This is a genomic window from Listeria sp. Marseille-Q6474, from assembly GCF_946902005.1.
GTDB lineage: Bacteria > Bacillota > Bacilli > Lactobacillales > Listeriaceae > Listeria > Listeria innocua.
Genome location: NZ_CAMPPS010000002.1, coordinates 502,840 through 528,410, shown reverse-complemented (window position 1 = coordinate 528,410; position 25,571 = coordinate 502,840). Strand labels below are relative to the sequence as shown.

Annotated in this window: 25 protein-coding genes; 8 read left to right on the top strand and 17 right to left on the bottom strand. The window is 38.2% G+C overall.

The genetic code is table 11. The annotated features are described in order from the left end of the window. Window positions 1-92: 92 nt before the first annotated feature. The 9 genes from panD to OC533_RS13380 all read right to left on the bottom strand — a co-directional run bounded on the left by panD (window position 93) and on the right by OC533_RS13380 (window position 6,668). The gene (panD, locus tag OC533_RS13420) at window positions 93-476 is read right to left on the bottom strand and encodes an aspartate 1-decarboxylase (RefSeq protein ID WP_003728013.1); all 384 of its coding nucleotides are present in this window, start codon (window positions 474-476) and stop codon (window positions 93-95) included. A 3-nt stretch (window positions 477-479) separates the two neighbouring features. Further along, on the bottom strand, window positions 480-1,337 hold the full coding sequence (gene panC, locus OC533_RS13415; RefSeq protein WP_187126735.1) for a pantoate--beta-alanine ligase: 858 nt from the start codon (window positions 1,335-1,337) through the stop codon (window positions 480-482). A 3-nt stretch (window positions 1,338-1,340) separates the two neighbouring features. Then, window positions 1,341-2,174, bottom strand: coding sequence for a 3-methyl-2-oxobutanoate hydroxymethyltransferase (gene panB / locus OC533_RS13410; RefSeq protein ID WP_003763081.1), 834 nt, complete (start codon window positions 2,172-2,174; stop codon window positions 1,341-1,343). Between the two features lie 166 nt (window positions 2,175-2,340). Continuing rightward, window positions 2,341-2,814 (bottom strand): thioredoxin family protein, encoded by a 474-nt coding sequence (locus tag OC533_RS13405; RefSeq protein WP_003763083.1) that lies wholly within the window; start codon window positions 2,812-2,814, stop codon window positions 2,341-2,343. 147 nt (window positions 2,815-2,961) lie between these two features. Beyond that, window positions 2,962-3,939 (bottom strand): biotin--[acetyl-CoA-carboxylase] ligase, encoded by a 978-nt coding sequence (locus OC533_RS13400; protein WP_194323701.1) that lies wholly within the window; start codon window positions 3,937-3,939, stop codon window positions 2,962-2,964. After that, complete coding sequence (locus OC533_RS13395; protein ID WP_194323700.1) at window positions 3,929-5,110, bottom strand: CCA tRNA nucleotidyltransferase; 1,182 nt, start codon at window positions 5,108-5,110, stop codon at window positions 3,929-3,931. Before OC533_RS13395 ends, OC533_RS13400 begins: the two co-directional genes overlap by 11 nt. 14 nt (window positions 5,111-5,124) lie before the next feature. Then, the gene (mgsA, locus tag OC533_RS13390) at window positions 5,125-5,529 is read right to left on the bottom strand and encodes a methylglyoxal synthase (protein WP_003723016.1); all 405 of its coding nucleotides are present in this window, start codon (window positions 5,527-5,529) and stop codon (window positions 5,125-5,127) included. 15 nt (window positions 5,530-5,544) lie between these two features. Continuing rightward, window positions 5,545-6,336 carry a 4-hydroxy-tetrahydrodipicolinate reductase gene (gene dapB / locus OC533_RS13385; protein ID WP_194323698.1) on the bottom strand — a complete coding sequence of 264 codons (792 nt, stop codon included), beginning with the start codon at window positions 6,334-6,336 and terminating at the stop codon, window positions 5,545-5,547. Beyond that, on the bottom strand, window positions 6,333-6,668 hold the full coding sequence (locus OC533_RS13380) for a nucleotide pyrophosphohydrolase (protein ID WP_010991710.1): 336 nt from the start codon (window positions 6,666-6,668) through the stop codon (window positions 6,333-6,335). The genes dapB and OC533_RS13380 overlap by 4 nt, the downstream gene beginning before the upstream one ends. Before the next feature lie 140 nt (window positions 6,669-6,808). On the opposite strand from OC533_RS13380, the gene OC533_RS13375 reads away from it, so the two are divergent. Then, complete coding sequence (locus OC533_RS13375; RefSeq protein WP_003763093.1) at window positions 6,809-7,675, top strand: YitT family protein; 867 nt, start codon at window positions 6,809-6,811, stop codon at window positions 7,673-7,675. Here OC533_RS13375 and OC533_RS13370 read toward each other — a convergent pair. After that, window positions 7,665-8,771: an NAD(P)/FAD-dependent oxidoreductase gene (locus tag OC533_RS13370; RefSeq protein ID WP_194323696.1), complete on the bottom strand. Its 1,107-nt coding sequence runs from the start codon at window positions 8,769-8,771 to the stop codon at window positions 7,665-7,667. The genes OC533_RS13375 and OC533_RS13370 overlap by 11 nt on opposite strands. A 320-nt stretch (window positions 8,772-9,091) precedes the next feature. On the opposite strand from OC533_RS13370, the gene OC533_RS13365 reads away from it, so the two are divergent. From OC533_RS13365 to pflB, 7 genes are all read left to right on the top strand, one after another. Beyond that, window positions 9,092-10,231 (top strand): GGDEF domain-containing protein, encoded by a 1,140-nt coding sequence (locus OC533_RS13365; protein WP_010991712.1) that lies wholly within the window; start codon window positions 9,092-9,094, stop codon window positions 10,229-10,231. Window positions 10,232-10,251: 20 nt separating this feature from the next. Beyond that, a complete protein-coding gene (locus tag OC533_RS13360; RefSeq protein WP_003769421.1) occupies window positions 10,252-11,379 on the top strand; it encodes a GGDEF domain-containing protein in 1,128 nt (375 codons plus the stop codon). Next, the gene (locus OC533_RS13355; RefSeq protein WP_010991713.1) at window positions 11,376-12,380 is read left to right on the top strand and encodes a glycosyl hydrolase family 8; all 1,005 of its coding nucleotides are present in this window, start codon (window positions 11,376-11,378) and stop codon (window positions 12,378-12,380) included. The genes OC533_RS13360 and OC533_RS13355 overlap by 4 nt, the downstream gene beginning before the upstream one ends. Window positions 12,381-12,398: 18 nt before the next feature. Beyond that, window positions 12,399-13,082 carry an EAL domain-containing protein gene (locus OC533_RS13350; protein WP_003763099.1) on the top strand — a complete coding sequence of 228 codons (684 nt, stop codon included), beginning with the start codon at window positions 12,399-12,401 and terminating at the stop codon, window positions 13,080-13,082. A gap of 108 nt (window positions 13,083-13,190) precedes the next feature. Beyond that, complete coding sequence (locus OC533_RS13345; protein ID WP_194323694.1) at window positions 13,191-14,834, top strand: NAD-dependent malic enzyme; 1,644 nt, start codon at window positions 13,191-13,193, stop codon at window positions 14,832-14,834. 2 nt (window positions 14,835-14,836) lie between these two features. Next, window positions 14,837-15,844: a serine hydrolase domain-containing protein gene (locus OC533_RS13340; RefSeq protein ID WP_194323693.1), complete on the top strand. Its 1,008-nt coding sequence runs from the start codon at window positions 14,837-14,839 to the stop codon at window positions 15,842-15,844. 208 nt (window positions 15,845-16,052) lie between these two features. Then, window positions 16,053-18,332 (top strand): formate C-acetyltransferase, encoded by a 2,280-nt coding sequence (gene pflB, locus OC533_RS13335; protein WP_003769430.1) that lies wholly within the window; start codon window positions 16,053-16,055, stop codon window positions 18,330-18,332. Window positions 18,333-18,376: 44 nt separating this feature from the next. Here pflB and OC533_RS13330 read toward each other — a convergent pair whose 3' ends face one another. The 7 genes from OC533_RS13330 to OC533_RS13300 form a co-directional block, all read right to left on the bottom strand. Further along, window positions 18,377-19,642: an NAD(P)/FAD-dependent oxidoreductase gene (locus tag OC533_RS13330; RefSeq protein WP_194323691.1), complete on the bottom strand. Its 1,266-nt coding sequence runs from the start codon at window positions 19,640-19,642 to the stop codon at window positions 18,377-18,379. A 111-nt stretch (window positions 19,643-19,753) separates the two neighbouring features. Beyond that, complete coding sequence (locus tag OC533_RS13325; RefSeq protein ID WP_003767560.1) at window positions 19,754-20,437, bottom strand: zinc metallopeptidase; 684 nt, start codon at window positions 20,435-20,437, stop codon at window positions 19,754-19,756. A gap of 85 nt (window positions 20,438-20,522) precedes the next feature. Further along, window positions 20,523-21,119 carry a DUF1405 domain-containing protein gene (locus tag OC533_RS13320; protein ID WP_003763109.1) on the bottom strand — a complete coding sequence of 199 codons (597 nt, stop codon included), beginning with the start codon at window positions 21,117-21,119 and terminating at the stop codon, window positions 20,523-20,525. A gap of 87 nt (window positions 21,120-21,206) precedes the next feature. Beyond that, window positions 21,207-21,752: a ReoY family proteolytic degradation factor gene (locus tag OC533_RS13315; RefSeq protein WP_003769437.1), complete on the bottom strand. Its 546-nt coding sequence runs from the start codon at window positions 21,750-21,752 to the stop codon at window positions 21,207-21,209. Window positions 21,753-21,783: 31 nt separating this feature from the next. After that, complete coding sequence (locus OC533_RS13310) at window positions 21,784-23,037, bottom strand: tetratricopeptide repeat protein (RefSeq protein ID WP_194323689.1); 1,254 nt, start codon at window positions 23,035-23,037, stop codon at window positions 21,784-21,786. 130 nt (window positions 23,038-23,167) lie between these two features. Further along, window positions 23,168-24,454 (bottom strand): 3-phosphoshikimate 1-carboxyvinyltransferase, encoded by a 1,287-nt coding sequence (gene aroA / locus OC533_RS13305; RefSeq protein ID WP_033532898.1) that lies wholly within the window; start codon window positions 24,452-24,454, stop codon window positions 23,168-23,170. A gap of 13 nt (window positions 24,455-24,467) precedes the next feature. Next, window positions 24,468-25,571, bottom strand: coding sequence for a prephenate dehydrogenase (locus OC533_RS13300; RefSeq protein ID WP_185510765.1), 1,104 nt, complete (start codon window positions 25,569-25,571; stop codon window positions 24,468-24,470).

The window sequence follows — 25,571 nt, the reverse complement described above, 5'->3', positions numbered from 1 at the left end:
CTCCACCTCTTTCCTTCACTACTTTTATTCAAAAATAACGTTTCAAACAAACGAGTAGCTTGAGCAGAAATCCGCTCAAGCTCCCGAATTGCTTATAAAGTCGTATGCGCTTTTTCTTCTGGAAGAATCATTTCAATATGATTTTTTTCGTCTAATACCACAATTTTGGGTTCATGTGTTTTTGCTTCTTCCGCCGTAAACATCCCGTAGCTCATGATAATAACCACATCGCCAACTTGGACGTGTCTTGCAGCAGCTCCATTTAGGCAAATCACACCACTACCTGGCTCACCTGGGATAATATACGTTTCAATTCTTGCGCCATTATTATTATTTACAATTTGAACTTTTTCGTTTGGAAGCATATCCACCGCTTCTAAAATAGCAGAGTCAATCGTAATACTTCCTACATAATTCAGATTGGCTTCTGTTACAGTCGCTCGGTGAATTTTGCCATTCATCATAGTTCTAAACATTTTTTACCGCCTCTTCACATTTATTAATTCATTATCGATTAAACGAGCTTTCGAATATTTCACTGCCGCAGCTATAATTATGCCCTTAGTCCAATCTGTTACTGGAGTAAATTCAGGATAAGAATATAACGCTAGATAGGCGATTTTCTCGTGAGATGTTTGCTCATTAATTTTGTCTGTCATAACTTGCACTATTTTCGCTTCATCTGTCTCGCCAGATTCAATTAATTGCCGACCAAGTTGTAAAGCAGCGTGAATAACTGGCGCTTCTTTACGTTCGGTTTCTGTGAGGTAGACATTTCGCGAACTTTTCGCAAGTCCATCAGCCTCTCTAACTGTAGGAATGATTCGCAAATTCACCGGGAAAAAGTAATCTTCTACAAGGCCGGAAACTACCGCTACTTGTTGGGCATCTTTTTGACCAAAATAAGCATTATCTGGATTTACTAAATGAAATAGCTTCGTTAAAACTGTAACTACACCGTCAAAATGGCCTTCCCTGTCAGCACCATCAAGGACAGAAACGCGTTTAATGACGTGCAATTTCGTTGCTAATTCAGTAGGATAGATTTCCTCAACTGTCGGCACAAATAAAATGTCGACGCCACCTTCTTCAGCAAGTTTTGCATCGTGCGCTTCATCGCGTGGATAGGCGTCAAAGTCTTCGTTAGGACCAAATTGGGTTGGATTTACAAAAACGCTCATAACGACAAAATCCGTTTCTTTTCTTGCATGGCTTACAAGCGTCATATGCCCTTCATGTAAAAAACCCATTGTTGGCACGAAACCGATTGTTTTATTCGCTTTTTTTTGTTTTAAAATTGCTTCTTTAAGTTCTTGTCTATTTCGAATGATTAACATTGACTATTCCCTTCCATAAAGGCCTTTTAAGTCTTCTTCGGCCATTGTAAAGCTATGTTTCACTTCTGGAAACGCTAGTTCTTTTACGTCATTCACATAGTTTTTAAGTGCTGGTTCAATAGTTTCGTCAATATCCGCATAAGCTTTCACAAATTTTGCTCGGCGATTGATGCCATAACCGATTATGTCGTGGTATACAAGTACTTGACCGTCTGTTTCTAAACCAGCTCCAATACCAATGGTTGGAATAGTAAGTGCCTTAGTTACTTTTTCAGCTAGCTGACGAGGAATTGCCTCAAGAACAATAGCAATAGCTCCTGCTGCCTCAACCGCTAAGGCATTGTCAATCAACTCTTGCGCTTCTTGAACTGATTTAGCGCGTACTTTGTAGCTTCCTGTTAAGCCAACACTTTGTGGCGTTAAGCCAAGATGAGCGACAACTGGTGCACCAGCTTCTGTCAAACGAGCAATTTTGTTAACAACTTCTCCTGCGCCTTCTAGTTTTACAGCATGTGCGCCGCTCTCTTGAATAATCTTACGTGCGTTTTGAATAGTTTCATCTACTGAACCGTGATAAGTCATAAAAGGCATATCCGTTACAACAAAAGTATTTGGCGCCCCTCGTTTCACAGCTTTCGTATGATGAATCATATCATTCATTGTTACTGGTACGGTTGAATCGTAGCCTAATACTACCATTCCAAGTGAATCACCAACTAAAATCATATCTGCTTCTGCTTGTTCTACATTCTTAGCAGAAGGATAATCGTAAGCGGTAATCATCGTGATTTTTTCTCCGTTTTCCTTCATAGCAAAAAAGTCTACTGGTTTTTTCATTTTCTTAGCTCCTTTTCGTCCCTGTTAAATGAATTAATCAAGGCAAAAAACAAATTTTTGTAAGTAGCGTTAGTATGATCCGGTAAAGGTATCATCCATTCTTTGCTACCATATGTATAATACCATAAATAGATGCTTACTTAAAGTATGTAAATTGAAGAGAGGTTTACTCTGAAACCTCTCCGCTCACTTTATTCATCCAATTAGTTAACTTCGCTGGTTCATCTGTTGCAGCATAAGTAGATGCTACTTTACCGTCCTTTAAATATACCATTGTTGGAACGGAATCAATGTCCATCTTTTTTAAAAGAGCAATCATATCATCTCGGCTTTTTTCAGATGCTTTGTCAGTATTGTAATAAGCCATTTTTTGATCTGGTTGTCTTTTTTCAAGTTCTTTCTTTAAAATAGGTTGGAACGCTTGGCAGTCTTCGCAAGTTGGACGTCCAACATAAACAAAGCCGGTTGTTTTGTCAGCCATTTTTTGTTTAAAGTCTTTCGTGGAAATTGTATTTAAAAAGGTCGCACTCTCTTTTTCGGTTTGCTTTGTTTTCTCTTCTGTTTCTTTTTTATTATCGCCACATGCCCCTAAAGTGAGAACTATGGTAAACAGTGCTAATAATAATATAATTTTTTTCATAACAACGACTCCTTCGTGCTTATTGTACTAAATTTTTCTCAAAAAAGAAAAACTCGAAAAAGTGATTTTCACACTGTATTTTCGAGTTAAAAGATATGTTTTAGGCTATTTTATTAGGGTCAAATCATTCTTTTGATAGCAATTTTATTATTTTTCATTATCCAGCAAAATATCTGCTGAGTAAATCGAATGAACCTCGCCTAGTGAATCTTGAAGTAAGAGCACGCCTTCATCAGAAATACCTTTTACTTGTCCGTGAATTTTTCCTTTTGTCGTGCTGGCTGTTAATTTTTCACCAAAAGGAATCGCTTTTGTTTCCCATAATAACTTTATCGGTGCAAATCCTTTATCTAAGAAAAGTTCATAATACTTCTCTAAAGAAGTTAGTATTGCTTGTAATAATGCTTTTCTTGATATACTTTCGCCTAGTTCAAGTTTAAGTGAACTGGCTTTCTCTTTGATTTCTTCTGGGAACTCTTGCTGATTCACATTAATCCCCATGCCAATAATGACCGCATGAATTGTTTCTGCTTCGGCTTGCATTTCTGTTAGTACACCACAGATTTTTCGTTTACCAATATAAATATCATTCGGCCATTTGATTTTCGGTTCAAGTTTCGTGATATTTTCAATTGCTTCTGTGATAGCAAGCGAGGCGATAAAAGTAAACTGGGGTACTTTTTGAATTGGAATTTGCGGTTTTAAGATCACGCTCATCCAAATACCTTCCCCTTTTTTAGAATTCCAGGGACGAAGCAAACGCCCTTTTCCAGCGGTTTGCTCATCAGCTACAATAACGGTTCCTTCTGGGCTTGAATACATTTGTTGGTGCGCTATGATTTGCGTGGAGTTCACTGATTCATATATTTCTAAATGTTGCCCGATAAATTTTGTTTCTAAACCGAGTAGTAGCGCATCTTTCGTATACTGTTCAGCAGTTGCTGATAAACGATACCCGCGATTTCTGACTGCTTCGATTTCAAATCCTTCTTTACGTAGTGCTTCCATTTGTTTCCAAACGGCTGTACGCGAGCAACCTAGACTATCCGCAATTTCTTGACCGGATAAATAAGCGCCATCACTTTCTGTAAATAATGCAAGCAATTTTTCCCGATTATTCTTCATGATAGCCTAGCCACCTTTTAATCTGATTTTTTTCATTGTTAATTTTACCCAGTAATACTTGGCATTCAACTTTATCAAGCGTCTCTTTTACCCAAGGACCAGCGTTTTCCCCTGTCCATTTGAGTAAATCAGCACCTGTAATCGCTAAATCTTTTTTGGAGTGAATTGGAAGTAATTCGTATGCTTTTTTCAGTTCATCTTCCTTGTCACTTTGACCACGAATATAATTTATTTCATTTACTAACAAAAAAACTGCTTCCTGAGCATGGTATAGTTCTTCTGTGAGCCAAGTTTCTTTCATATTAAGGGCATCTTCGTAAGCTTTATTCACTAGTTGAATGGTTTTGTTCGGTAATTTCCACGCTTTTAAAAATGCGGTAATATTACTAGGTTTAACGGCAATTACAAGTCCAAGCCAAATCGCGGTTTCGGTCGTCCGTTTTTCCCAGTTCCAACTAGCAAATTCCATTAAGACTGATTTTTCACCTTTTAAACCTGGCAAATAGGCTTCCATTTCTACTTTTAAAAGTAACCCTATTGCGCGTTTTACGGCTTGACCTTTCATCATTTTTATCCATTCGACAGTGATTCTTTCAACAGAAGTATGCTGTAATAAGGCAATTTGATTTGCTAGAGCGGTTTCGGTTTCTTTATCTAACTGAAAATCAAGTTGGCTTAGAAAGCGCACTGCTCGCATCATTCTAAGCGCGTCTTCATGGAAACGTTCAGACGCTTTGCCAACTGCTTTAATTTCTTTATTTTGAATTGCTAATTGTCCGGAAAATGGATCGTGTAATTTAAAATTTTCGTCCATCGCAATCGCATTCATGGTAAAGTCACGACGCAGTAAGTCTTCTTCCAGCGAACGAATAAACGTCACTTCACTAGGACGTCGAAAATCTTCATAAGTGCCTTCTGTTCGAAAAGTGGTCACTTCATAGCACTCTTTGTTTTCTCTAACTGTTACAGTTCCGTGCGCAATCCCAGTGTCATAAGTGGACTGGAAAATCTCCTTTACTTCCTCTGGGAAAGCACTAGTTGCAATATCTACATCGGAAATAGGTCTATTTAGTAAGTAATCTCTGACAGATCCGCCAACAAAATACGCTTCAAATCCCGCAGTAGTCAATTTTTGCAAAACAGGAAGCGCTTTTAGAAAAACGTCATTCATCTGTCATCGCTCCTTTATTCATCGTTTCTTCTTAAATCTCGCCAATCTAGAAAGCCTGCTCCTAAACCGCGAATTAAAATTTCTGCTGTTCCAATATTAGTCGCTAAAGGAATTTCGTATACATCGCATAATCGTATCAGCGCGGTTACATCTGGTTCATGTGGCTGAGCGGTCAGCGGGTCACGCAAGAAAATAACTAAGTCCATTTTATTTTCTGAAATGCGCGCACCAATTTGTTGATCGCCACCAAGCGGACCAGATTTAAAACGATGCACCGTTAAGCCAGTTGCTTCAATAATCCGCAAACCTGTCGTGCCTGTTGCGTACAACTGATGCGGTTCGAGCAAATGTTTATATGCGGTTGCAAATCCAACCATCAAATCCTTCTTTTCATCGTGCGCGATTAATGCGATATGCATCTCATTCACCTATCCTTAGTCTAAAATATTTTCTAAGCCATAAATAAGTGTTTCAAGTTCTTTTGTTTTACGAACAGAAAGAGCAACACCAGACATAAAGGAAATTCGGTCATATGAGTCATGGCGAATCGTTAAGCCTTGTCCTTCCGCTCCAAAAATAACTTCTTGATGTGCAACAAGGCCTGGTAAACGAACGCTATGGATACGCATTCCTTCATATTCTGCGCCTCTAGCTCCTTCAATAAGTTCGACTTCATCTGCTGCACCTTGTTTAACGAATTCACGTGTTTCTGCCATCATTTCTGCTGTTTTGACAGCTGTTCCACTCGGCGCGTCTAGTTTATTATCGTGGTGTAACTCAATAATTTCGACGTTCGGGAAGTATTTAGCCGCTTTTTGAGCAAATTGCATCATTAAAACTGCACCTACAGCAAAGTTTGGCGCAATTAACGCACCGATTTTTTTCGATTCTGCAATTGATTTTAGTTCACTAATTTGTTCTGGTGTAAAACCTGTTGTACCAACGACCGCACATACGCCGTGTTCTAAAATCGTTTTCGTGTTACTATACCCTACTTTAGGGGTCGTAAAATCAACGACGCAATCCGGTTTTATTTCTTCTAACATTTCGCTTAAATCACCATACACTGGTACATCTAACGAGCTAAACTCTACAATTTCGCGGATGTTTTTTTCTTTTGGTTCATGGTCAAGTACAGCAACTAATTCCAAGTCTTCTTCTCTTAAAATTGTTTTAACAACCTCGTGTCCCATTCTTCCTTTAAATCCAGATACTGCTACTTTCATTTTGATTTGTCCTCCTTTTTTGTCCAGCGGTCTTTATCGCGTTCTTTAAATTTCGCCATGACCGTATCGTGTGCTTTTTCCATATCAATATCAAGTGAGTTTGCCATGCAAGTAAGAACAAAAAGGCAATCACCCAGTTCCTCTGCTACGGTTTTAGTAGGTTCACTTGTTTTCTTCGGTTTTTCGCCATAATAATGGTTAATTTCTCTGGCTAATTCTCCGGTTTCTTCAGTAATTCGCGCCATCATTGCTAGTGGGGAAAAGTAACCTTCCTCGAATCCACCAATGAAATCATCCACTTCTTTTTGTATTTCTGCCATGGTTTTCGCCATAGGTTTTCCCCCTTTTTGTGTTAAACTAAAATTGGTTTTAAGTCTAATTGTTAACTTCATTTCATTATACCTAAACAAATACATACAAGTCCATGATTTTTTACTTACTTATTAAATAGGTTCCAAGGAGGAAAAAAGCTATGTTAAAAACACTGCGCACGAAAAATATTTGCTTTATTATGCTTGGTACGGCAATCTATGCATTTGGATTAGTTAATTTTAATATCGCAAATAATCTCGGTGAGGGTGGCCTTGCAGGGGTTACATTATTCCTGCTCCACTTCTTCCAAATCGATCCTGCCTACTCCAACTTAGTCTTGAACATTCCTTTGTTTATTATAGGTTGGCGTGTATTAGGTAGTCGTTCCCTCATTTATACTGGAATTGGTACTGTTAGCCTTTCCTTATTTTTATGGATTTTTCAGCGTATTCCTTATACGTTAGATTTACATAGTGATTTACTTTTAGTAGCCCTTTTTGCTGGAGGTTTTAGTGGAATTGGGCTTGGGCTTGTGTTTCGATATGGTGGTACAACTGGCGGTAGTGATATTATCGCCAAATTACTGAATCATACAAAAGGAATTAGTATGGGGCGTACGCTCTTTGCAATTGATGCGATAGTGCTTGCTGCTTCTTTATCTTATTTGGATGTTCGCCAAGTAATGTATACACTTGTCGCTGTTTTCATCGGTTCACGCGTCATTGATTTTGTTCAAGAAGGTGCTTATGCTGCACGCGGCGCCTTGATTATTTCTAAAGATAATGATGCCATCGCTTCCCATGTAATGCTCTCGATGAATCGTGGTGTAACAGTACTTGAAGGTCGTGGTGGCTTTTCTAAAAATGAACAAGATGTGCTTTATATTGTCGTTGCTAAAAATGAAATTGTGCAATTAAAGAATATTGTCCAAGCGATTGATCCTCATGCTTTTGTTTCAGTGAGCGTTGTTCATGATGTGATGGGCGAAGGTTTCACACTCGACGAAAACAAAAATCCTATTTACTAATGTATTTTCTTGGATCATAATTTTCTAAAGCTAAATCGGTAGTGTTTAATAGTGCCAAATCTGCCAGCAGTTTACCGACATATGGTCCAGTTGTTAAGCCAGAAGCACCCAGCCCATTCGCTAAAAAGATCGAGTCAAAACCAGGTAGCTGTCCAATTAGTGGCGCAAAATCCGGCGTATAAGGCCGTGTTCCAACCGCCACATTAGCTATTTTACGTTCCAACTCACCCTCCATAAACTTACTGACTTCTGCTAATATTTCTGCCTTACCTTCCGCTGTTGGCTCTATATTGAAGCCAGCAGTTTTTTCATGTGTTGCCCCGACAATTATTTTTCCATTATCAAACGGAACAATCGATTTTGCACTTGGAGGTAAAATCACTGGCCATTCTGCTGTTTTGTACTCACTAAAATCGAGTTCAAGCAATTGACCTTTCTGTGCTAAAACATCCGTATGAAAGCCCGCCTCCTGTAATAAATTAGGTAACCAGGCACCTGCTGAAATAATTAGTTTATCGTAACTTTCTTTTTCCCCATCAACCAAAACCTCCCCTTTTGGTGAAAAATGAGCCAAACCAGTTTTGATTTCCACACCATTTTCTTTGGCTGCATAGCGTAAAGTTTCACAAAACAAACCGCCATTAACCCGCGCCGCCCCGCTTACATAAACAGAACTAAATCCCGGTTTCACTAAAGGGAATTTTTGCTTTGTTTCGGCTTCTGACAATTTTTCAATATCACCCATTACTGGTGCTCCTGCTCGTCTTTCCATTGCCAGATTAAAAAGTTCCGTTGCTTTTTCCTCTGTTTGCCGAAGTGCGAGCACGCCAACTTGTTTATAACCAGAATCTCTTCCAGTTTCTTCACTAAGACTTTCTGCAATTTCTTTATAAAACGCTGCACTGTTCTTTGCTAGTTCATACCAATATTTATTCCGTCTTTTGGAAAGCCATGGACAAATAATTCCGGCAGCTGCTCTCGTTGCTTGCCCAGGTTCATTAGAATCAATTAGCGTTACTTGGACATTTTCTTTTGATAATAAATATGCTGCGCTGGCTCCAACAATTCCGCCACCGATTATCACTATTTTTTGCATTGTTACACCCCTCTATATCAATTGTGACACAAGTTGACTTTTTTATAACTCTTTGTAATAATATGTGAAAATAGTTAAGTTTACAGTCTACTAAAAATCCTCTACTTCATTCTATCCATTGTACTGAAATCCAGCTTTAATTACAAAAAGGCAGATTTTGGCTTATCTCGTCGTCATTACCACATATCCTCTTAGAGATCGCTTTCGCCGATTGGTTGGTTCTTTGTACTGCGTCTCAGCTAAAAATTCATTTGTTTTTTTATTCTGCCTATATTAACTTTTCAGCTGATTCATTATGCTGAGATATGGGAGATTTTTTTATGCCAAATATTCTTGATTCATTATGGAACAGCATGGCGCTTTTTTTATCAGCGCTTTTTTTTCACGGAATGGCACTGCGGTCAATTAGAGAAAAAAAGCCTGCTTGGTTCCAAATTAAATTTGCAAATGAAATTATTAATTATGCACTGGGCATTTACTACGGCTTATTAGGTGTTTATTTTATTGTCCGTGGATTACCTGGGACGGATTCTGGGATTTATACCGATATGTTATTAGATATTTTAATTGTTTTACACTTGTTTTCATCAGCGGGTCCAGCTACTATCGCGTTAGTACTCATTGTGGCAGGAAAACTCTTTCTTGGTGATGCTCTCTTTGCCAATTTAATTTATGTGTTTTTAATTATTGGTTTTCACTTTGTTTGTATGGAAGTAGCTAAATTACGTCTTAGCTCTGTTCAAAAAGTAGTACTCGTCAAACTTAGCGCTATTCCACTAATGCTTATTTATTTACATCAAAAAATACATCTTACATATACAATACATGATGTGCCAGTTTGGACACTCTATTTCTTGGTTTCTTTTTTTATTACCTTTATTATTATTTCAGCGGCTTATTATATTGATACATCAAATAAGCTGATTTATGAATTGCAGCAATCGACTATTCTTGATCCACTTACCGGTCTAACAAACTTTCGTCACTTTGAAAAAACGTTCGAAGCTGCTTTTCACTATGCTACTTTAAAAAAATCGAACTTAAGTTTAATTATTATTGATATTGATTATTTTAAACGGGTAAATGATACATATGGCCATTTAGTTGGAAATGGTGTTTTATCTACTTTTAGCCAAATGCTTTTAAAAATTAGTTTTCCACCAAATACGGTTATATCTCGCATTGGCGGGGAAGAATTCGCTATTATTTTGCCGAATATTAATGTCAGCGAAACAGAACACTTAGCAGAAAAAATCCGGCGTAAAGTCGAGAAAATTGATGTTCCGATAGCAACAACTGGCTCGGTTATTACCATTTCCGCTGGTATCGCAAATTATGATGGTAAAAATTATCCAAACGCTAACGAACTAATGCATGCAGCAGATCAAGCACTTTACAATGCAAAACGAAATGGACGAAATCAAGTACATATTCGTGAAACAACAGATCCAGTTATTTAATAAAAAGGAGATGAGTCCATTTGTTCGAGCTAGTTAATTCATACATAGACAGTTTAGCGCTCTTTCTTGCTATCCTTTTTATTCAAGGTATGTCTTTTCGAAAAATAAGACAATATCGTCCTAATTGGTTCCAAAATGGTAATAGACGATTTTTTCTCTCTATTCTTCTTGGTGTTTATTATGGTTTAGCAGGGATTTATTTTATCTATGAAGGTGCATATGAACATAATCCTGTTATTTATACGAATATGCGGATTTTAATATTGATGGTTACAGGTGTATTTGCTGGTCGTACTCCGCTTATTGTTGCTTATGTCGTAATGCTTTTCGGACGAATTAGTTTTGATATAGCATCGCCCGTTACTAGTCGCTACGTTATTTTAATGACACTTATTTTTGCGGCTTGTTTACTTATTACTTTTTGGAAAAAACAACGCTTTTCAAAATTTATTGCATTAATTATTTTAAACTTCCCAGCAATCCTCTATTATTTTGTGAATAATTTTGATGAAGGACGAATTTTGCGGGGCGTTGAAATTGTTGAATACTTCCTGCTATTTTTCGTCACTGCTTTGCTGGTATTTTATGCGTGCAATTATATTGATAAAAGTAATTTAGTTATCCAAAACTTGACCGAAACCGCGATGACCGATAGTCTAACCAACTTACCTAACATGCGATTTTTCACGCAACAGTTTGCTTGGATTTTTAATAAATCTCAAAAAAGAAAAAAAGCGTTATCCTTATTTATTATTGATATTGATCATTTTAAAGAAATTAATGATTTTCATGGACATCAAGCAGGAAATACTGTTTTAGCGCAGTTTAGTAGCATTCTCAAAAATCGAACCTTTCCACCAAGAACGATGTTTGCTCGAATTGGCGGAGAAGAATTCGCTGTTTTACTGCAAAATGTTGGAACAGAACAAGCTGCCTTAATTGCTGATTTTTTACGGGATGAAATTGAACGAGCTAAGTTTCCGTATAATCCAGTTAGTGGTAATGTAACGGTCTCCATCGGGGTTGCTTCTATGGGGTACAACTATAGAACGACCGAATCACTTTTTGAGGCTGCTGACCAAGCACTTTATCAAGCAAAGCAAAATGGGCGTAACCAAATTGCCATTCATCAGGAGGAAAGCGAATGAAGCGAACAATTATTATCACTTTTTTACTGCTCTTAATTGGCACAGGTATATACTTTTTCCTTCGCCCAGAACAAAAAGATACTCTAAGCGCACCTAAAGAGACAAAACCCACTTCAAGCTCAGTTCAAACTTACGTAAAAGAAAATTATATGACCAAAAACGGTTTAATTATTGATTACAAAAATGCCCAAGAACCGCATTATTTAGCCGAGAGCATCGGGCTTTATATGGAGTATTTAGTAGAAGTGAATGATAGCAAGACTTTCCAAGAACAAGTGGCTACTTTACAAAAACATTTTATAACAACAGACAATTTTATTAAATGGGAAGCGACTGATAGCACAACTACCAACGCTATTGTAGATGATTTTCGGATTACAGAAGCACTTTATCAAGCGAGTAAAAAATGGGACCATCAAGCGTATCAAACCCTTGCCGATACACTTATCTCCAACACGAAAAAATATAGCGCCGTTCAAGGGGTTCCAGTGGATTTCTATGATTTTGTTCATAAGAAAAAAGCAGATACACTTCATTTAAGTTATCTAAATATCCAAGCAATGCGCCACATTAACTATAGCGCAAAAGCCTATGCTCCTATCAAGAACGTCAGCGCCACTCCTTTTTTTACAGAAGTGTTTCAAAATGGACAATTTCAAAATGCTGACGCAAACGAAGTCAATATGATTGATCAAATGCTCATAGCTATCGCCTATTATGACGAAAATGGTACAGTTGAGCCAAATTTCGACCAATTTTTACAAACAGAACTGGCTTCAAAAGGAAAAATTTATGCCAGATATGATAGAGAAACAAAAGAGCCGAACTCTGAAAACGAATCTACTGCCGTTTATGCCTTTTTGACACAGTATTTTAACAAGACAAATCAAGCTAAAAATGGTAAAATCACCAAAGAGTTGTTAGAGAAAATGGACACGTCAAATCCTGAAACGACCCATTTTTTCGATTATATAAATAAAGAAATAACTCTTAAGAAATAACGGAAAGAAGTTGGACAAATGAAAAAGCCCTCCGTAAGTGAGATTATTGATCAAAACCTCTTTGATACAATATACGAACCGATTGTTGCTGTTTCAAATACACAAGTTTTCGGATATGAGTCACTCACCCGCTTAAAAACAAATCACTGGAACGCCATTAGTGATTTTATTGAAGAAGCGGAACAGGAAGGTCAGCAAAAAGCTTTTGAACTGCTCACGCTTCATAATGCAGTCAAACGCTTTGAAAAAGGTGAAAACACGCCATTATTTGTCAATATTTCCTATGATACATTTTTAGAAAATCAAGAAGAACTACACGATACCCTTCTTGATAACGGGAAAATAGTTTTTGAATTTTTGGAAACATCCAAGTTACCGCAAGAACGAATGAACGACTTAGAAAAACAACTACGCTTATTCCAGAAAAAACATGAGACTAAATTTGCTATTGATGATTTTGGCTCAGGTTACGCCGACTTGCATCGCGTATTTGCGCACCATTCTGACTTTGTAAAAACTGATCGCTTATTACTTCGAGATTTATTTGAAAGTGACGGCAAGAGAAACTTCTTTGAGCAACTTCATCATTACGTCAAAAAGCATCATAAATCCTTGATTGTTGAAGGAGTAGAAACAAAAGAACAGCTAAAGTTCCTTCAAGAAATTGGCATCCCCTATGCACAAGGTTACTATTTTCATTAATATGTAAAAAAAGAAAATCTGATTGGTTTCAGGTTTTCTTTTTTTGAATCAGTTGTTATTCTCCTTCCCCCCATGTAAAATAGAATAGAATGAAAAGGAGTGCTTGAAATGACTTTAAAATCAGGTTTTGACTATATGAATAACCCACTATTAAATAAAGGAACAGCTTTTACAAGTGAGGAAAGATTAAACTATAAATTAGACGGATTACTGCCGCCAATTATCGAAACAATCGAACAACAAGCTTTGCGCATCGAAAACCAACTAGAAAACTTAGAATCCCCTCTACATAAACACCAACTTTTAACAAACTTATACAACGAAAATCGCACACTTTATTATTACGTTGTTACCAAAAACGTGAGCGAATATTTGCCAATTATTTATACGCCAACGATTGGGGATGCGGTAATAAATTATCATACAGACTATACCGCGCCTGATGAAGCTTTATTTATTGATGCTTTTACACCCGAAAAACTAAGAGCATCTGTTGAAATTTATGCGCAAAACAATCCAAATATTGATATGATCGTGATTACAGATGGTGAAGGCGTGCTCGGCATTGGTGATTGGGGCGTGAACGGCGTCAAAATAGCAGTCGGAAAATTAGCGGTTTATACGGTTGCGGCTGGCCTTTCCCCTGACCGTGTTCTCCCAGTTGTAATTGATGCAGGAACAAATAACAAAACACTACTTGAAGACTCGCGTTACTTAGGGAATAAACGTCCGCGCCTGTCAGAAAGCGATTACGATACTTTTATCGCACAATTTGTGGAAGTCATGAGTGATGTTTTCCCAAGCGCTATCCTTCACTGGGAAGATTTTGGCCGGGCAAATGCAAGTCGTATCCTCCACAATTATCGTGATAAAATTTGTACGTTTAATGATGATATACAAGGAACTGGCGCGATGGTTGTTGCCGCTGCTCTTGCAACAATTAACGTTTCAAATATTCCTTTAAACAAACAAAAGATTATTATTTTCGGTGCTGGAACTGCTGGCATCGGTATTGCTGATCAACTCAGTGGTCAATTGATGCGCGAAACTGGCCTTCCTTTTGAAAGTGCCAAAAAACATTTTTACTTAATGGACCGTAGTGGTTTAGTGCTTGATAATATGACCGGCTTAACGGATGGTCAAAAGAAATATGCGCATCAAGCTTCTGACTGGGCTAGCGTGCCTACTGATACATTAGAACACTTAGTTGAAGCAATTCATCCAACGATGCTAATTGGCTGTTCTGGCGTTACTGGAGCCTTTAAAGAGAGCATCGTTAAAAAAATGGCGGAGCATACAGAACGACCAGCAATTTTGCCGCTGTCTAATCCAACCAAATTAGCTGAAGCAACTGCCGCAGATTTGATTAAATGGACAGATGGAAAAGCGCTAATTGTAACTGGAAGTCCGTCCAAACCCGTGACTTATCAAAATATTACCTATGAAATTGGTCAAGCTAATAACGCCCTTCTATATCCTGGGCTTGGACTTGGCGCACTTGTTACACGTTCTAAATTTATTACAGACGGAATGTTAGCCGCTGCATCAAGTGCCGTTAGTGATCAAATTTCTACAAACGAACTTGGAGCTGCCCTCTTACCACATGTTCGTACACTTAGAGAAACTTCCCGCGCGGTTGCTATTGCGGTAGCGAACCAAGCAATCAAAGAAAATATCCACCAAGTCGAGTTAGCAAGTGTCACAAAAGCTGTCGAACGTGAGATGTGGCAACCAACTTATAAAGGAGTTTAAGTATGTTTTATAAAACGAAGCAATTACTAGATCAACTTGTCCAAAACGGGTCCACTCCAGGAATTAGCTATCAAATCAAAACAAATAACCTCGAAGAAAATAGAATAATGGGTTTAAAGTCCGTTTTCCCTGAAGCACAAATCCTCCCTAGAACGACAGATAACATTTATGATATTGCTTCTTTGACCAAAGTAATTGCTACGACAATACGTGTATTACAACTTATTGAACAAAAACATCTCCAGTTAGAAGATCCAGTACAATCCTATCTTTCTGATTTTAAGTACGAAAATGTTACTATTTTACATTTACTCACCCATAGCTCTGGCCTTGCACAAAATATCCCTAACTACAAAATGGATGCTAGAGAAGATGTTAGAAGCTATGTTTTTGCAACGCCTCAAGTGAATTCACCTGGAACTCAGGTCACCTATGCTGATGCTAATTTTCTCTTGCTCGGTTATTTGATTAGTAAATTTGATGGAAATTATGAGCAATCAATTCAAAAAAACATCTTAGAACCGCTGAAAATGTCACACACTAGTTTTCATCCAACTGATAAAAGCCAAGTCATTCCAACTGAACTAGACCAAACGCGTGGTTTAATTCAAGGTGAAGTGCACGATTTCAAAGCCTGGACCGCCAAATCAGGCACTGGACACGCGGGACTTTTTAGCACACTCGCTGATCTTTCAAAATTTCGAGATGCGCTAATTTTACAAAACGGCGCCCCTATTCTTACTGAAAAAACACTACAAATAATGCAAATTAATCATACGCCTGAGCTAAACCGGACACGCGGGCTTGGCTGGGATCTCCGCGGTGACTCTGTTTTATATCATACAGGATTTACTGGCACTTTTATGGTGCTCGATTTACAAAATCAAGCAAGCCTCATCGTGTTATCTAATCGCGTTCATCCAAGCCGTGCCAACCCTAATTTTGTCTTAAAAAGAGATAGCATAGTCGATACTTTTTTAGAAGAAGTGACTGCAAATAAAGAAGTCTAGCCTTAACGCTAGGCTTTTTTTCTATAAAAAAACTGTATTAACACAGCCATTCAAAGCCTTTTTTAGTTATATAAAAGAAATTTATTTTCTTTCCATTTTTATATTGTTTTCGTTTTCACAAAGGAGTATGCTGTTCAATGAAGAAAGATTCTAAGAACAAGTTTCTGGTTGTAAGTGAAAAGAAACACAATTGAAGGAGGAAATAATAATGACAAAAGCATGGGATGGTTTTAAAGGAACCGCATGGCAAGAAAACATTAGTGTAGGACAATTTGTTCAAGACAACTACACTCCTTATGATGGCGATGAAAGCTTTTTAGAAAAGAGCACACCAAGAACAACTAAACTTAATGAAAAAATAAATAAACTTGTAGAAGAAATGGACGCAAAAGGTGGCGTTCTTGATATGGATAACGCAATCGTATCAAACGTTGCCTCTCACAAAGCTGGTTACGTGGACAAAGAAAATGAAGTAATCGTTGGTTTACAAACAGACAAACCTTTCAAATTAGCATTTATGCCAAATGGTGGTCTTAGAACTGCAGAACAATGTTTAACAGACAATGGCTATTCTATCGACCAAGAATTACATGACTTTTATGTAAAAAACCGTTCCACTGCAAATGATGGTATTTTTAGAGCATATACAGATGATATTAAACGTGCGCGTCACTCGCATATCGTTAGTGGTCTTCCCGATGCATACTCTCGCGGAAGAATCATCGGCTTATACCAAAAACCAGCACTTTACGGAGTGGATCGTTTAATCGCTGAAAAACAACAAGATTTGAAAAAAATTGCGATTTCTTCTGATGAAAATATTCGTCTACGTGAAGAAATCTGGTTACAAATCAAAGCACTTAAAGACTTAATCGTTTTAGGTAACGAATACGGTTTAGAACTCGGCCGTCCCGCTGAAAACGCAACCGAAGCTGTACAATGGACTTACATGGGCTACCTTGCTTCAATCAAACAAGCAAACGGTGCTGCAAGCTCATTTGGCCGTATTCCGATTTTCCTTGATATTTACATTCAACGTGATTTAGAAAAAGGAATTATCACAGAATTTGATGCGCAAGAATTAATCGAACAATTAACTTTAAAATTAAGAATGGTCCGTTTTGCAAGAACAGATGGTTACAACGAGCTTTACGCTTCCAACCCAACATTCGTAACAACTTCTATGGCTGGTATGGGCGCAGATGGTCGTCACCGCGTTACAAAAACAGATTATCGTTTCTTACACTGCTTAGATAACCTAGGAAACTCAGCAGAACCAAACTTAACTGTCCTATGGGATGCTCGTTTACCAGAAAGCTTTAAGGAATATTGTATGAAAATGAGTGTAAAACATTCCTCCATTCAATATGAAAATGATAAATTAATGCAAGAAGAAGGCTACGGCGATATGCAATGTATCAGCTGTTGTGTGAGCCCACTTAACCCAGAAGCAGACAAAGACAAAGGTGAAACTCATAACCTGCAATATTTCGGAGCTCGTGTCAACGTACTAAAATGTCTTCTAGGCGCTATCAACGGCGGTAAAGATGATCTTCATAAAAACCAAGTATTCGACGTTGTAGAACCAATTACAACTGAATACCTTGAATACGACGAAGTGCTAGATAAATTCGATAAATCAATGGACTGGTTAACAGACACTTATGTAGATGCAATGAACATCATTCACTTTATGACAGACAAATACAACTACGAAAGCATGCAAATGGCCTTCCTACCATCAAAAGTAACTGCCAACATGGGATTCGGTATTTGTGGATTCGCGAATGTAGTAGATAGCTTAAGTGCGATTAAATATGCCAAAGTAAAAACCATCCGCGATGAAGATGGCTTTGTATATGACTATGAAGTAGAAGGCGACTTCCCTCGTTACGGTGAAAATGATGACCGTGCCGATGACATTGCCGTAATGGTTCTAAAAATGTTCAAAGACAAATTAGACTCCCATAAACTTTACAAAGATAGTGAAGCAACTGTTTCTGTTTTAACAATCACTTCAAACGTTGCTTATTCTAAACAATGTGGTAACTCCCCAGTGCATAAAGGACCTGTATTCGATGAAAATGGTAAAATCATCAAAGAACCAGAATTCTTCAGCCCAGGAGCTAACCCTTCTAACAAAGCAAAAGGTGGTTTCTTAGATAACCTTGCCAGTCTTTCTAAATTACCATTCCACTATGCAAATGACGGAATTTCCTTAACTATCCAAGGAGCTCCAAAAATGTTCGGTAAAACAACCGAAGAACAACACCATAACCTCGTTGGTATTCTTGATGGTTACTTTACAAAAGGTGGTCAACACATCAACTTGAACGTTCTTAACCACGATGAAGTAATCGAAAAAATCAAAGCTGGTATCCCAGTAATCTTACGTATCAGCGGCTACTGCTTAAATACAAAAGATCTAAACGAAGAACAAAAAATGGAACTTTGCCAAAGAATGTTCCACGAAAAATTAATCGGTTAATAATAAAAAGTACCAAGCCTTAGAAAATAAGACTTGGTACTTTTTTATATGTTTGACACTTCCGCAGCATAAGCTCCAGCCGTGTGTCCAGTCACTAATGCACACGTAATATTATAACCACCCGTGTATCCATTAATATCAAGTATTTCCCCGCAGAAAAACAACCCTTCCATCAATTTAGACTGCATCTCTTTTGGTTTGATTTCCTTCACAGAAACTCCGCCGCCTGTTACAAATGCCTTCTCAAAATCAAGCGTGCCATTCACTTCAAAAGTAAAATCTTTTAATAACTGAATAAATTGCTCAATTTTTTTCGGGCTTACTTGTTTGTATTCAGCCGTCTCATCCAGTTCTACTTTTTCCAGTAAAAACAATAATAGTTTTTCTTGTAAAAGCGAACTTAATGAATTTTTCAATGCTTTTTTCGGATTTTCTTCTAGCAGCTTATAAACCTCTTTCGAAAGTTCCACAGCTGATACATTCGGGAACAAATCAAGACGCATTTTCACCGCACCCGCGCCCGTTTTCTTTAGTTCACGCAGGACAAACATACTACATCTAAGTGCTGCTGGTCCAGATACGCCAAAATGGGTAAAAATCATATCCATTTGATGCGTAATAATCGGCTTGCCTTTTGCATTTAAAACAGACAAAGATACATCCCGAAGCGACGTCCCTTGTAACACTTTTTGCTTAATAAAAGGCTCACTGGACGTAATCGGCACTTCTGTCGGATATAGCTCTGTAATCGTGTGTCCTGCTTTTTTCGCCCAAGCATAGCCATCTCCTGTTGAGCCCGTCCGAGGAACAGATTTACCACCCACTGCGACAATTACTGCGCTCGCTGAAATCTCTTGCCCGTCTTTTAGCGTCACACCTTTTACATGGCCATCCTCGTAATCCACTTGCTTCACAGCGGTTTGCATGTAGATTTTCACGCCAAGCTTTTCCATCCGCTGAATCATCGCCTCAGCAACAGAACGCGCGCTGTTTGATACCGGAAACATTCTGCCGTGATCTTCTTCTTTTAATGCTACACCAAGTCGTTCAAAAAAACGAATAATATCTTCATTATCAAACGCATGAAACGCACTATATAAAAAGCGACCGTTACCCGGAATATGTTTAATGATTTCTTCTGCTGGTCGTCTGTTCGTTACATTACAACGTCCGCCACCAGACATAATTAATTTACGTCCCAGTTTCGGTCCTTTTTCAATTAATAAAACTCGTTTGTTTTTCTCCGCTGCACTGATTGCTGCCATAAGTCCTGATGGTCCGCCACCAATGACAATTACATCATAATCCATTGTCCCGCTCCTTTACTTTATCCGAGTATAAGTATAGCAAGCATTCATCTCACTGCCAAGCTTTTTTCACCAAACAAAAACCCGAGAAAATTCTCAGGTTCGTCGTTTATTCTAATTTCGATTCATATTGGTAAAAATGAGGAGTAATCTTAGAAGTTCAAGTACCGCAACAGCCATTGCAGCAACGTATGTCATCGCCGCAGCACTAAGGACTTTTTTCGCTTGTGGAAGTTCCGATGATGATACTAGTCCGCCACTTTCTAATTGAACAAGCGCACGTTTACTAGCGTCAAACTCAACAGGCAGGGTAATTAATTGGAAAAGCACCCCTACTGCCATCAAAATAATCCCTAATAACATAAAACTAGCTACATTTGCGAGCATCCCGATAATGAGGAACACCCAAGAAATATTCGAACTAAACATCGTTACAGGAACGAGTGCGGAACGAAAACGCATAAACGCATAGTCTTGCTCATCTTGAATCGCGTGTCCTACTTCATGGGCTGCAACTGCTGCCCCAGCGATAGAACGACCGCGGAAATTAGCTTCAGAAAGAAACACGGCTTTTTTTCTAGGATCATAGTGGTCACTTAACATCCCTTTTGTTTCATGAACAGGAACGTTGGTTAATCCATTTGTATCCAAAATATGACGTGCAACCTCGGCACCAGTTAAACCATTTGCCACACCAACTTTGGAGTACTGGGCATAGGTAGTTTTAACTCGATACTGCGCCCAAAGAGGGATTGCTGCAACGATAATAAAATAAATAATATACTGACTAAACGACATCTAATCATCTTCCTCCTACTACAATTTTTCGGTAAATATCCTTATCTCTTAGTATAGATGAACCCGTACTAAGACTCAACATCTTTCACTCATGATGAGGAAATTCTAATGAACGGTGACCTTTTTTTATCGTTTTATCATATACAAGCCATAAAACCATAACCGTTAGCCAAAAAGTTGCATAACCGATTTCAGGTAAGTATTTTTCTAATCCCATATAAATCGGCATTTGTCCAAATAAATAATCAATCACATCATTATGAAACACCCAAACAGCCGCTATCATAAAATGCCCTATACGGAAACGATAAAATGGTGCATATAAAATCCCTTCTAGCGCCATAAAACCATGCGTTAAAATTAGAACGACACCAGCCCAAACAATCGTCTTTTGCTCAAACATATAAAAAATATTCATGCCAATTGCCCATAAACCATATTTTACTAAACAGACAAAAGCCAGTGCCTCCATTAGCGGCCAGTGCTTTTTGGCAAGAAAGGCTACTAAAGTTAGAGTGAAGAATAGAATCGCGGTTGGACTATCTGGGACAAATAGCCAAAAACGCGGCTCTGTAATTTGTAATTGTGGTAAATACCATATGTATCCGTAAATCGCCCCTAGTAAATTACCGAAAAACAGCAATCGTAAAAAAGAGCGATTTGCAAGTAAACTATAAAACAAATGATTCCAACTCCTTAAAAAATCCTAGCATAGCAATAAAATGAAGCACTATTTCACTCCATTTTATTACTAACTAGGATTTATTTCTTATTCTTTTTCTGTATCCATTTGCTGTAAAATACGAACGAGCTTATGGAATGTCGCTTCATCACGAGTATCAAGCGCTTCATCGATTTGTTGTAATAATTTTTCTCTTGAAAATTGGTGCACAGATTGATAAATAAGCGCATCCGCCATTTCTTTTTCCTCTTCAGCAAGCTTCACTGCCGCAAAAGGATTGTCTTCACGAACAAGGGCATATTCAGGTGAGGTCATTGCCTCTTCAAAATGAAGTTCGACATACAACTCCTCGTCCCAGTTTAGCCGAATATCATGAAAAGCTTTTTCTGGATCTGTTGTCATTATGTTACCTTTGAAAAATAGGAATGGTTCGGATTCAACCCCGTGAGCACTAAGCGAAAGCCCACGCGCACATCCTTCCAAATTATCAACAAAATGAACATATTTTACAATTTGATCATGGCCAGCAATATAATTTAAAACCCACATTGCTTCTCTAGTTTTCATCTGGTGTTTGTTTAAAAACCAGCGAATAAAATCTTTCTTCTCGTCTATTGAAATGGATGCCTTCATCTTTCCTCAGTCCCTTCCTTCATTCTTTTGATCAATCAAATAAAGATAAAATCTCAGTATCTTCTGGTTCAAGTTCTAAATAGCTACGCAAAACTTCTTGTGATTTCGCGTGTTCGCCTTCTTCTCTTAAAAATAAACCATATTCCTTTAAGAACGTAGGATTATTTGTAAAGTGTGGATAAGCGAGTTCATAATTTGCTTTTGCTTTATTATATTGTTCTGTTTCCTGATATGCAACACTTACGTCCCAGAAAATTTGTGGTTCAGAAATAACTTCTTCCCCGAGCCCTTCTACTAATTCAATGACACCTTCGTAGTTTTCTTTCGCAAGTAATAATTTGTTCAGTTGCATAATCGCTTCTGAGAACTCTTCATCAAGCACAATCGCTTGACGATAAAACTCTTCTGCTTCTTCCGGCAAACGAAGCGTAACCGCGAGTTTCCCTGCTTCTAAGAACATTTCTTTGTTGAATTCATCTTGCGTTAAACCATCTCTGAGTACTGCAATGGCTTTTTCTGGTTCACCATTTTCTTCGTAGCTTTTTGCTAAATAGGAATATAACGTTGTGTACGATGGATCATGTTCGCGCAAATGTTCCAAGGCGTGAATTGCTTTCGTGTAATCTTTTGCTTGATAAGCCGTTAATCCCATTCCAAAAAGTGTATCCACCGATTCTTTGTCTTCTAGAGCGCGCTCATAGTAGGGTAACGCTTCTTCAAATGCTCCGCTAGCTGCAAAAGCTTCAGCAATACGTTCATATACAGACACGGCGCCATTTGAGATAATCGTTAACCCTGCTTCTACAGCGGTTTGATAAGACTGTACAGCAGAAGCAAATCGTGCTTGTGATAAATAATATTCCCCTAAAGCAAAATCAATAATCGGCTCATTTGGCGCCATCTGTTTGGCTTCAAGTAATTTTTGTTCACTAACTTCAAACAAGCCTTGCATTTGATACAAATCAGCTAACACGAGTAAACTTTCAATGTAGGCTTCATCTTCTTTGTTTACTTTTTCTAAATAATCTTGCGCAGTATCCATATCGTCTTTTTCAAGTGCTACTTCGGCGGCACGGACAAGTAATTCGCCCTCATCTTTATATTTTGCTAACAGAAGTTCGTATAAATCTTCTGTTTCATCTAAAAATCCAAGTGCGAACAACTCTTCTGCTAAATAATATTGTTCCTCATCAGTCCCCGCTTGCACTACTTCATCAAAGTATTTCTTCGCAAGCGCCATATCTTCATGCTCTAACGCATGTAACATTTTATTAGCCAATTCCATTTCTGCACCTTCTTTAATTATAAGTCGTTTTTCTATTATACCATTACTTCCCTCATAAGAAAAAGTGATTGCCTCTCTTAAATAAAATACCAGCGCCGATGTATTTAGCACACAGCACTGGTAGTCATTATTATTTTAAAAGGGAGCGAATATCTTCAAAAAATGTTGGGTAAGAAACGGATACTGCTTCTGCTCGGTCTAACTCAACGTCACCATCTTCTACAAGAAGTGCCGCGATTTGAAGCATCATACCGATCCGGTGATCTCCGTAACTTGTCACGTTTGCCGCATGAAGTGGTGTTTTACCACGAATAATTAAGCCGTCTTCAGTTGGTGTAATGTCTGCGCCCATTTTGTTAAGTTCATTAGCAACCGCATCAATTCGGTTCGTTTCTTTTACTTTTAATTCTGCAGCATCTTTAATAATCGTTGTTCCTTCTGCTTGTGTTGCCAAAAGAGCGATAACAGGAATTTCGTCAATTAGACGAGGAATAATATCGCCACCAATTTCTGTTCCTTTTAACTCGCTAGATTTTACAACAACTGTACCCGCTAATTTACCGGTACTTCTGCTAGAATCTTTTACAACCAAACTACCACCCATTTGTTCTACAACATCAAAAATTCCTGTTCTTGTCGGATTTAAGCCAACATGTGTCAGTTCAATTTCACTGCCTGGCGTGATTAAGCCTGCTACAATAAAGAAAGCAGCGGAGGAAACATCACCTGGAACAGTCATTTCTTGTCCAATGAATTTTTGGCCGCCTTTGACACGAATCGTTAAACCGTCCATTTCAATTTCACCGCCAAATTGACGAATCATGTGTTCCGTATGGTCACGCGTTTTTTCTTTTTCATGGATAATCGTTTCACCTTCTGCTTGTAACGCTGCAAAAATAATCGCACTTTTTACTTGTGCACTCGCAACTGGCATGTGGTATTCCATTCGTTTTAATGATTGGTTACCGATAATAGAAATCGGCGCAAACTCAGAACCATCTTTACCATGCATTTTTGCGCCCATTTCTTGAAGTGGAAGCATAACGCGATTCATCGGACGTTTGGCAATTGATTCATCGCCTAAAATAACAGTATCAAAATCTCGTCCTGCTAAAATCCCCATCATTAAGCGAATAGTTGTCCCAGAGTTACCAATATCAAGTGGTCCCTCTGCTTGTTTTAACCCATCAAAGCCAGTACCATGAACAATAATTTCTTCATCGGTTTCTTCAATTTTTACGCCTAATGCTTTAAACGCCTTAATCGTTCCAAGGCAATCATCTGCACGTAAGAAATGACGAATGACCGTTTTTCCTTCTGCAATTGCCCCAAACATAATGCTGCGATGAGACATTGATTTATCGCCAGGGACTGTGATTTCGCCAACCAGTCCTTGTTTATTTGTAATTAATTTCATCGTCATTTCTCTCCTATTCGTAGTGGCATGTATAGTTACTTCTAGTTTCAATGCAACGTTTCGCCCGGTCCCTGTCTTCATCTGTTTGGAAAGTAATTTGTAACACCCCGAAAATATCTTCGCGTGTTTCCAAAATCTTGATGTTCGTTAAACTAATTTCTTCTTCGCCTAAATATCTAGTTACCTCAGAGATAACACCTGGATAGTCAGGTACATCAACAAACAAATCGTAAAAAGACGGAATTGCTCCACCTTGATGGACAGGCAGAGAATCTCGAAATTCTTTTGCACCATCGAAAAAGGCATAAATCGAATTTGCATCTTCACTCTCAAGCATTCTAAGCGCTTGATTCATACTATCTCGCCAAATGGTCAGTTGCTTCGTTAATGTTTTTTGATTACTAATAGAAATGTCCGTCCACATTCTTGGATCCGAGGAAGCGACCCGTGTTATATCACGAAAGCCTCCCGCAGCTAACCGGAATGCAGCAGGATGTTCCTCAGTAAAACTTTGCGTCTGATTGACTAAAGCTGCCGCTACGATATGTGGCAAGTGGCTTAACATACCTGTAATTTCATCATGTTCAGTTGGTGATAATACTAAAAACTTAGCATTTGTACCAGAAAGCCATTGTTTTAAATCAGCTACCTTAGCATCTGCTACGTCTTTTGTTGGTGTCAATAAATAATAGGCATTTTCAAACAATAGCTCTTTTGCCGCCCGTACGCCACTTTTATGCGAACCAGCCATTGGATGACCGCCGATAAAAGTAATACCACTTTCTCTAAGCGCCGTGGATGCTTCCATAATTGTTCCTTTTGTACTTCCTGTATCAGTAACAATCACATTTTTCTTTAAACGCAGCCCAGGCAAGCGTGTCAATAACTGTTCTGTTTCTTTTACTGGACAACAGAAAATAAGTAAATCTGCTTTTGGTCCATCTATTAAAATACTTTCGCCAATTTCATCAATGACTCCTAGAGACTTTCCAACTTCTAAGGAATGATAGGAAACGTCAATTCCGATGATATGTGCTTCTGGGTGTTTGGCTTTAATCGCAAGGGCAATAGAACCGCCAATTAACCCAAGCCCCACAATAACTACCGTCCCTTTCAT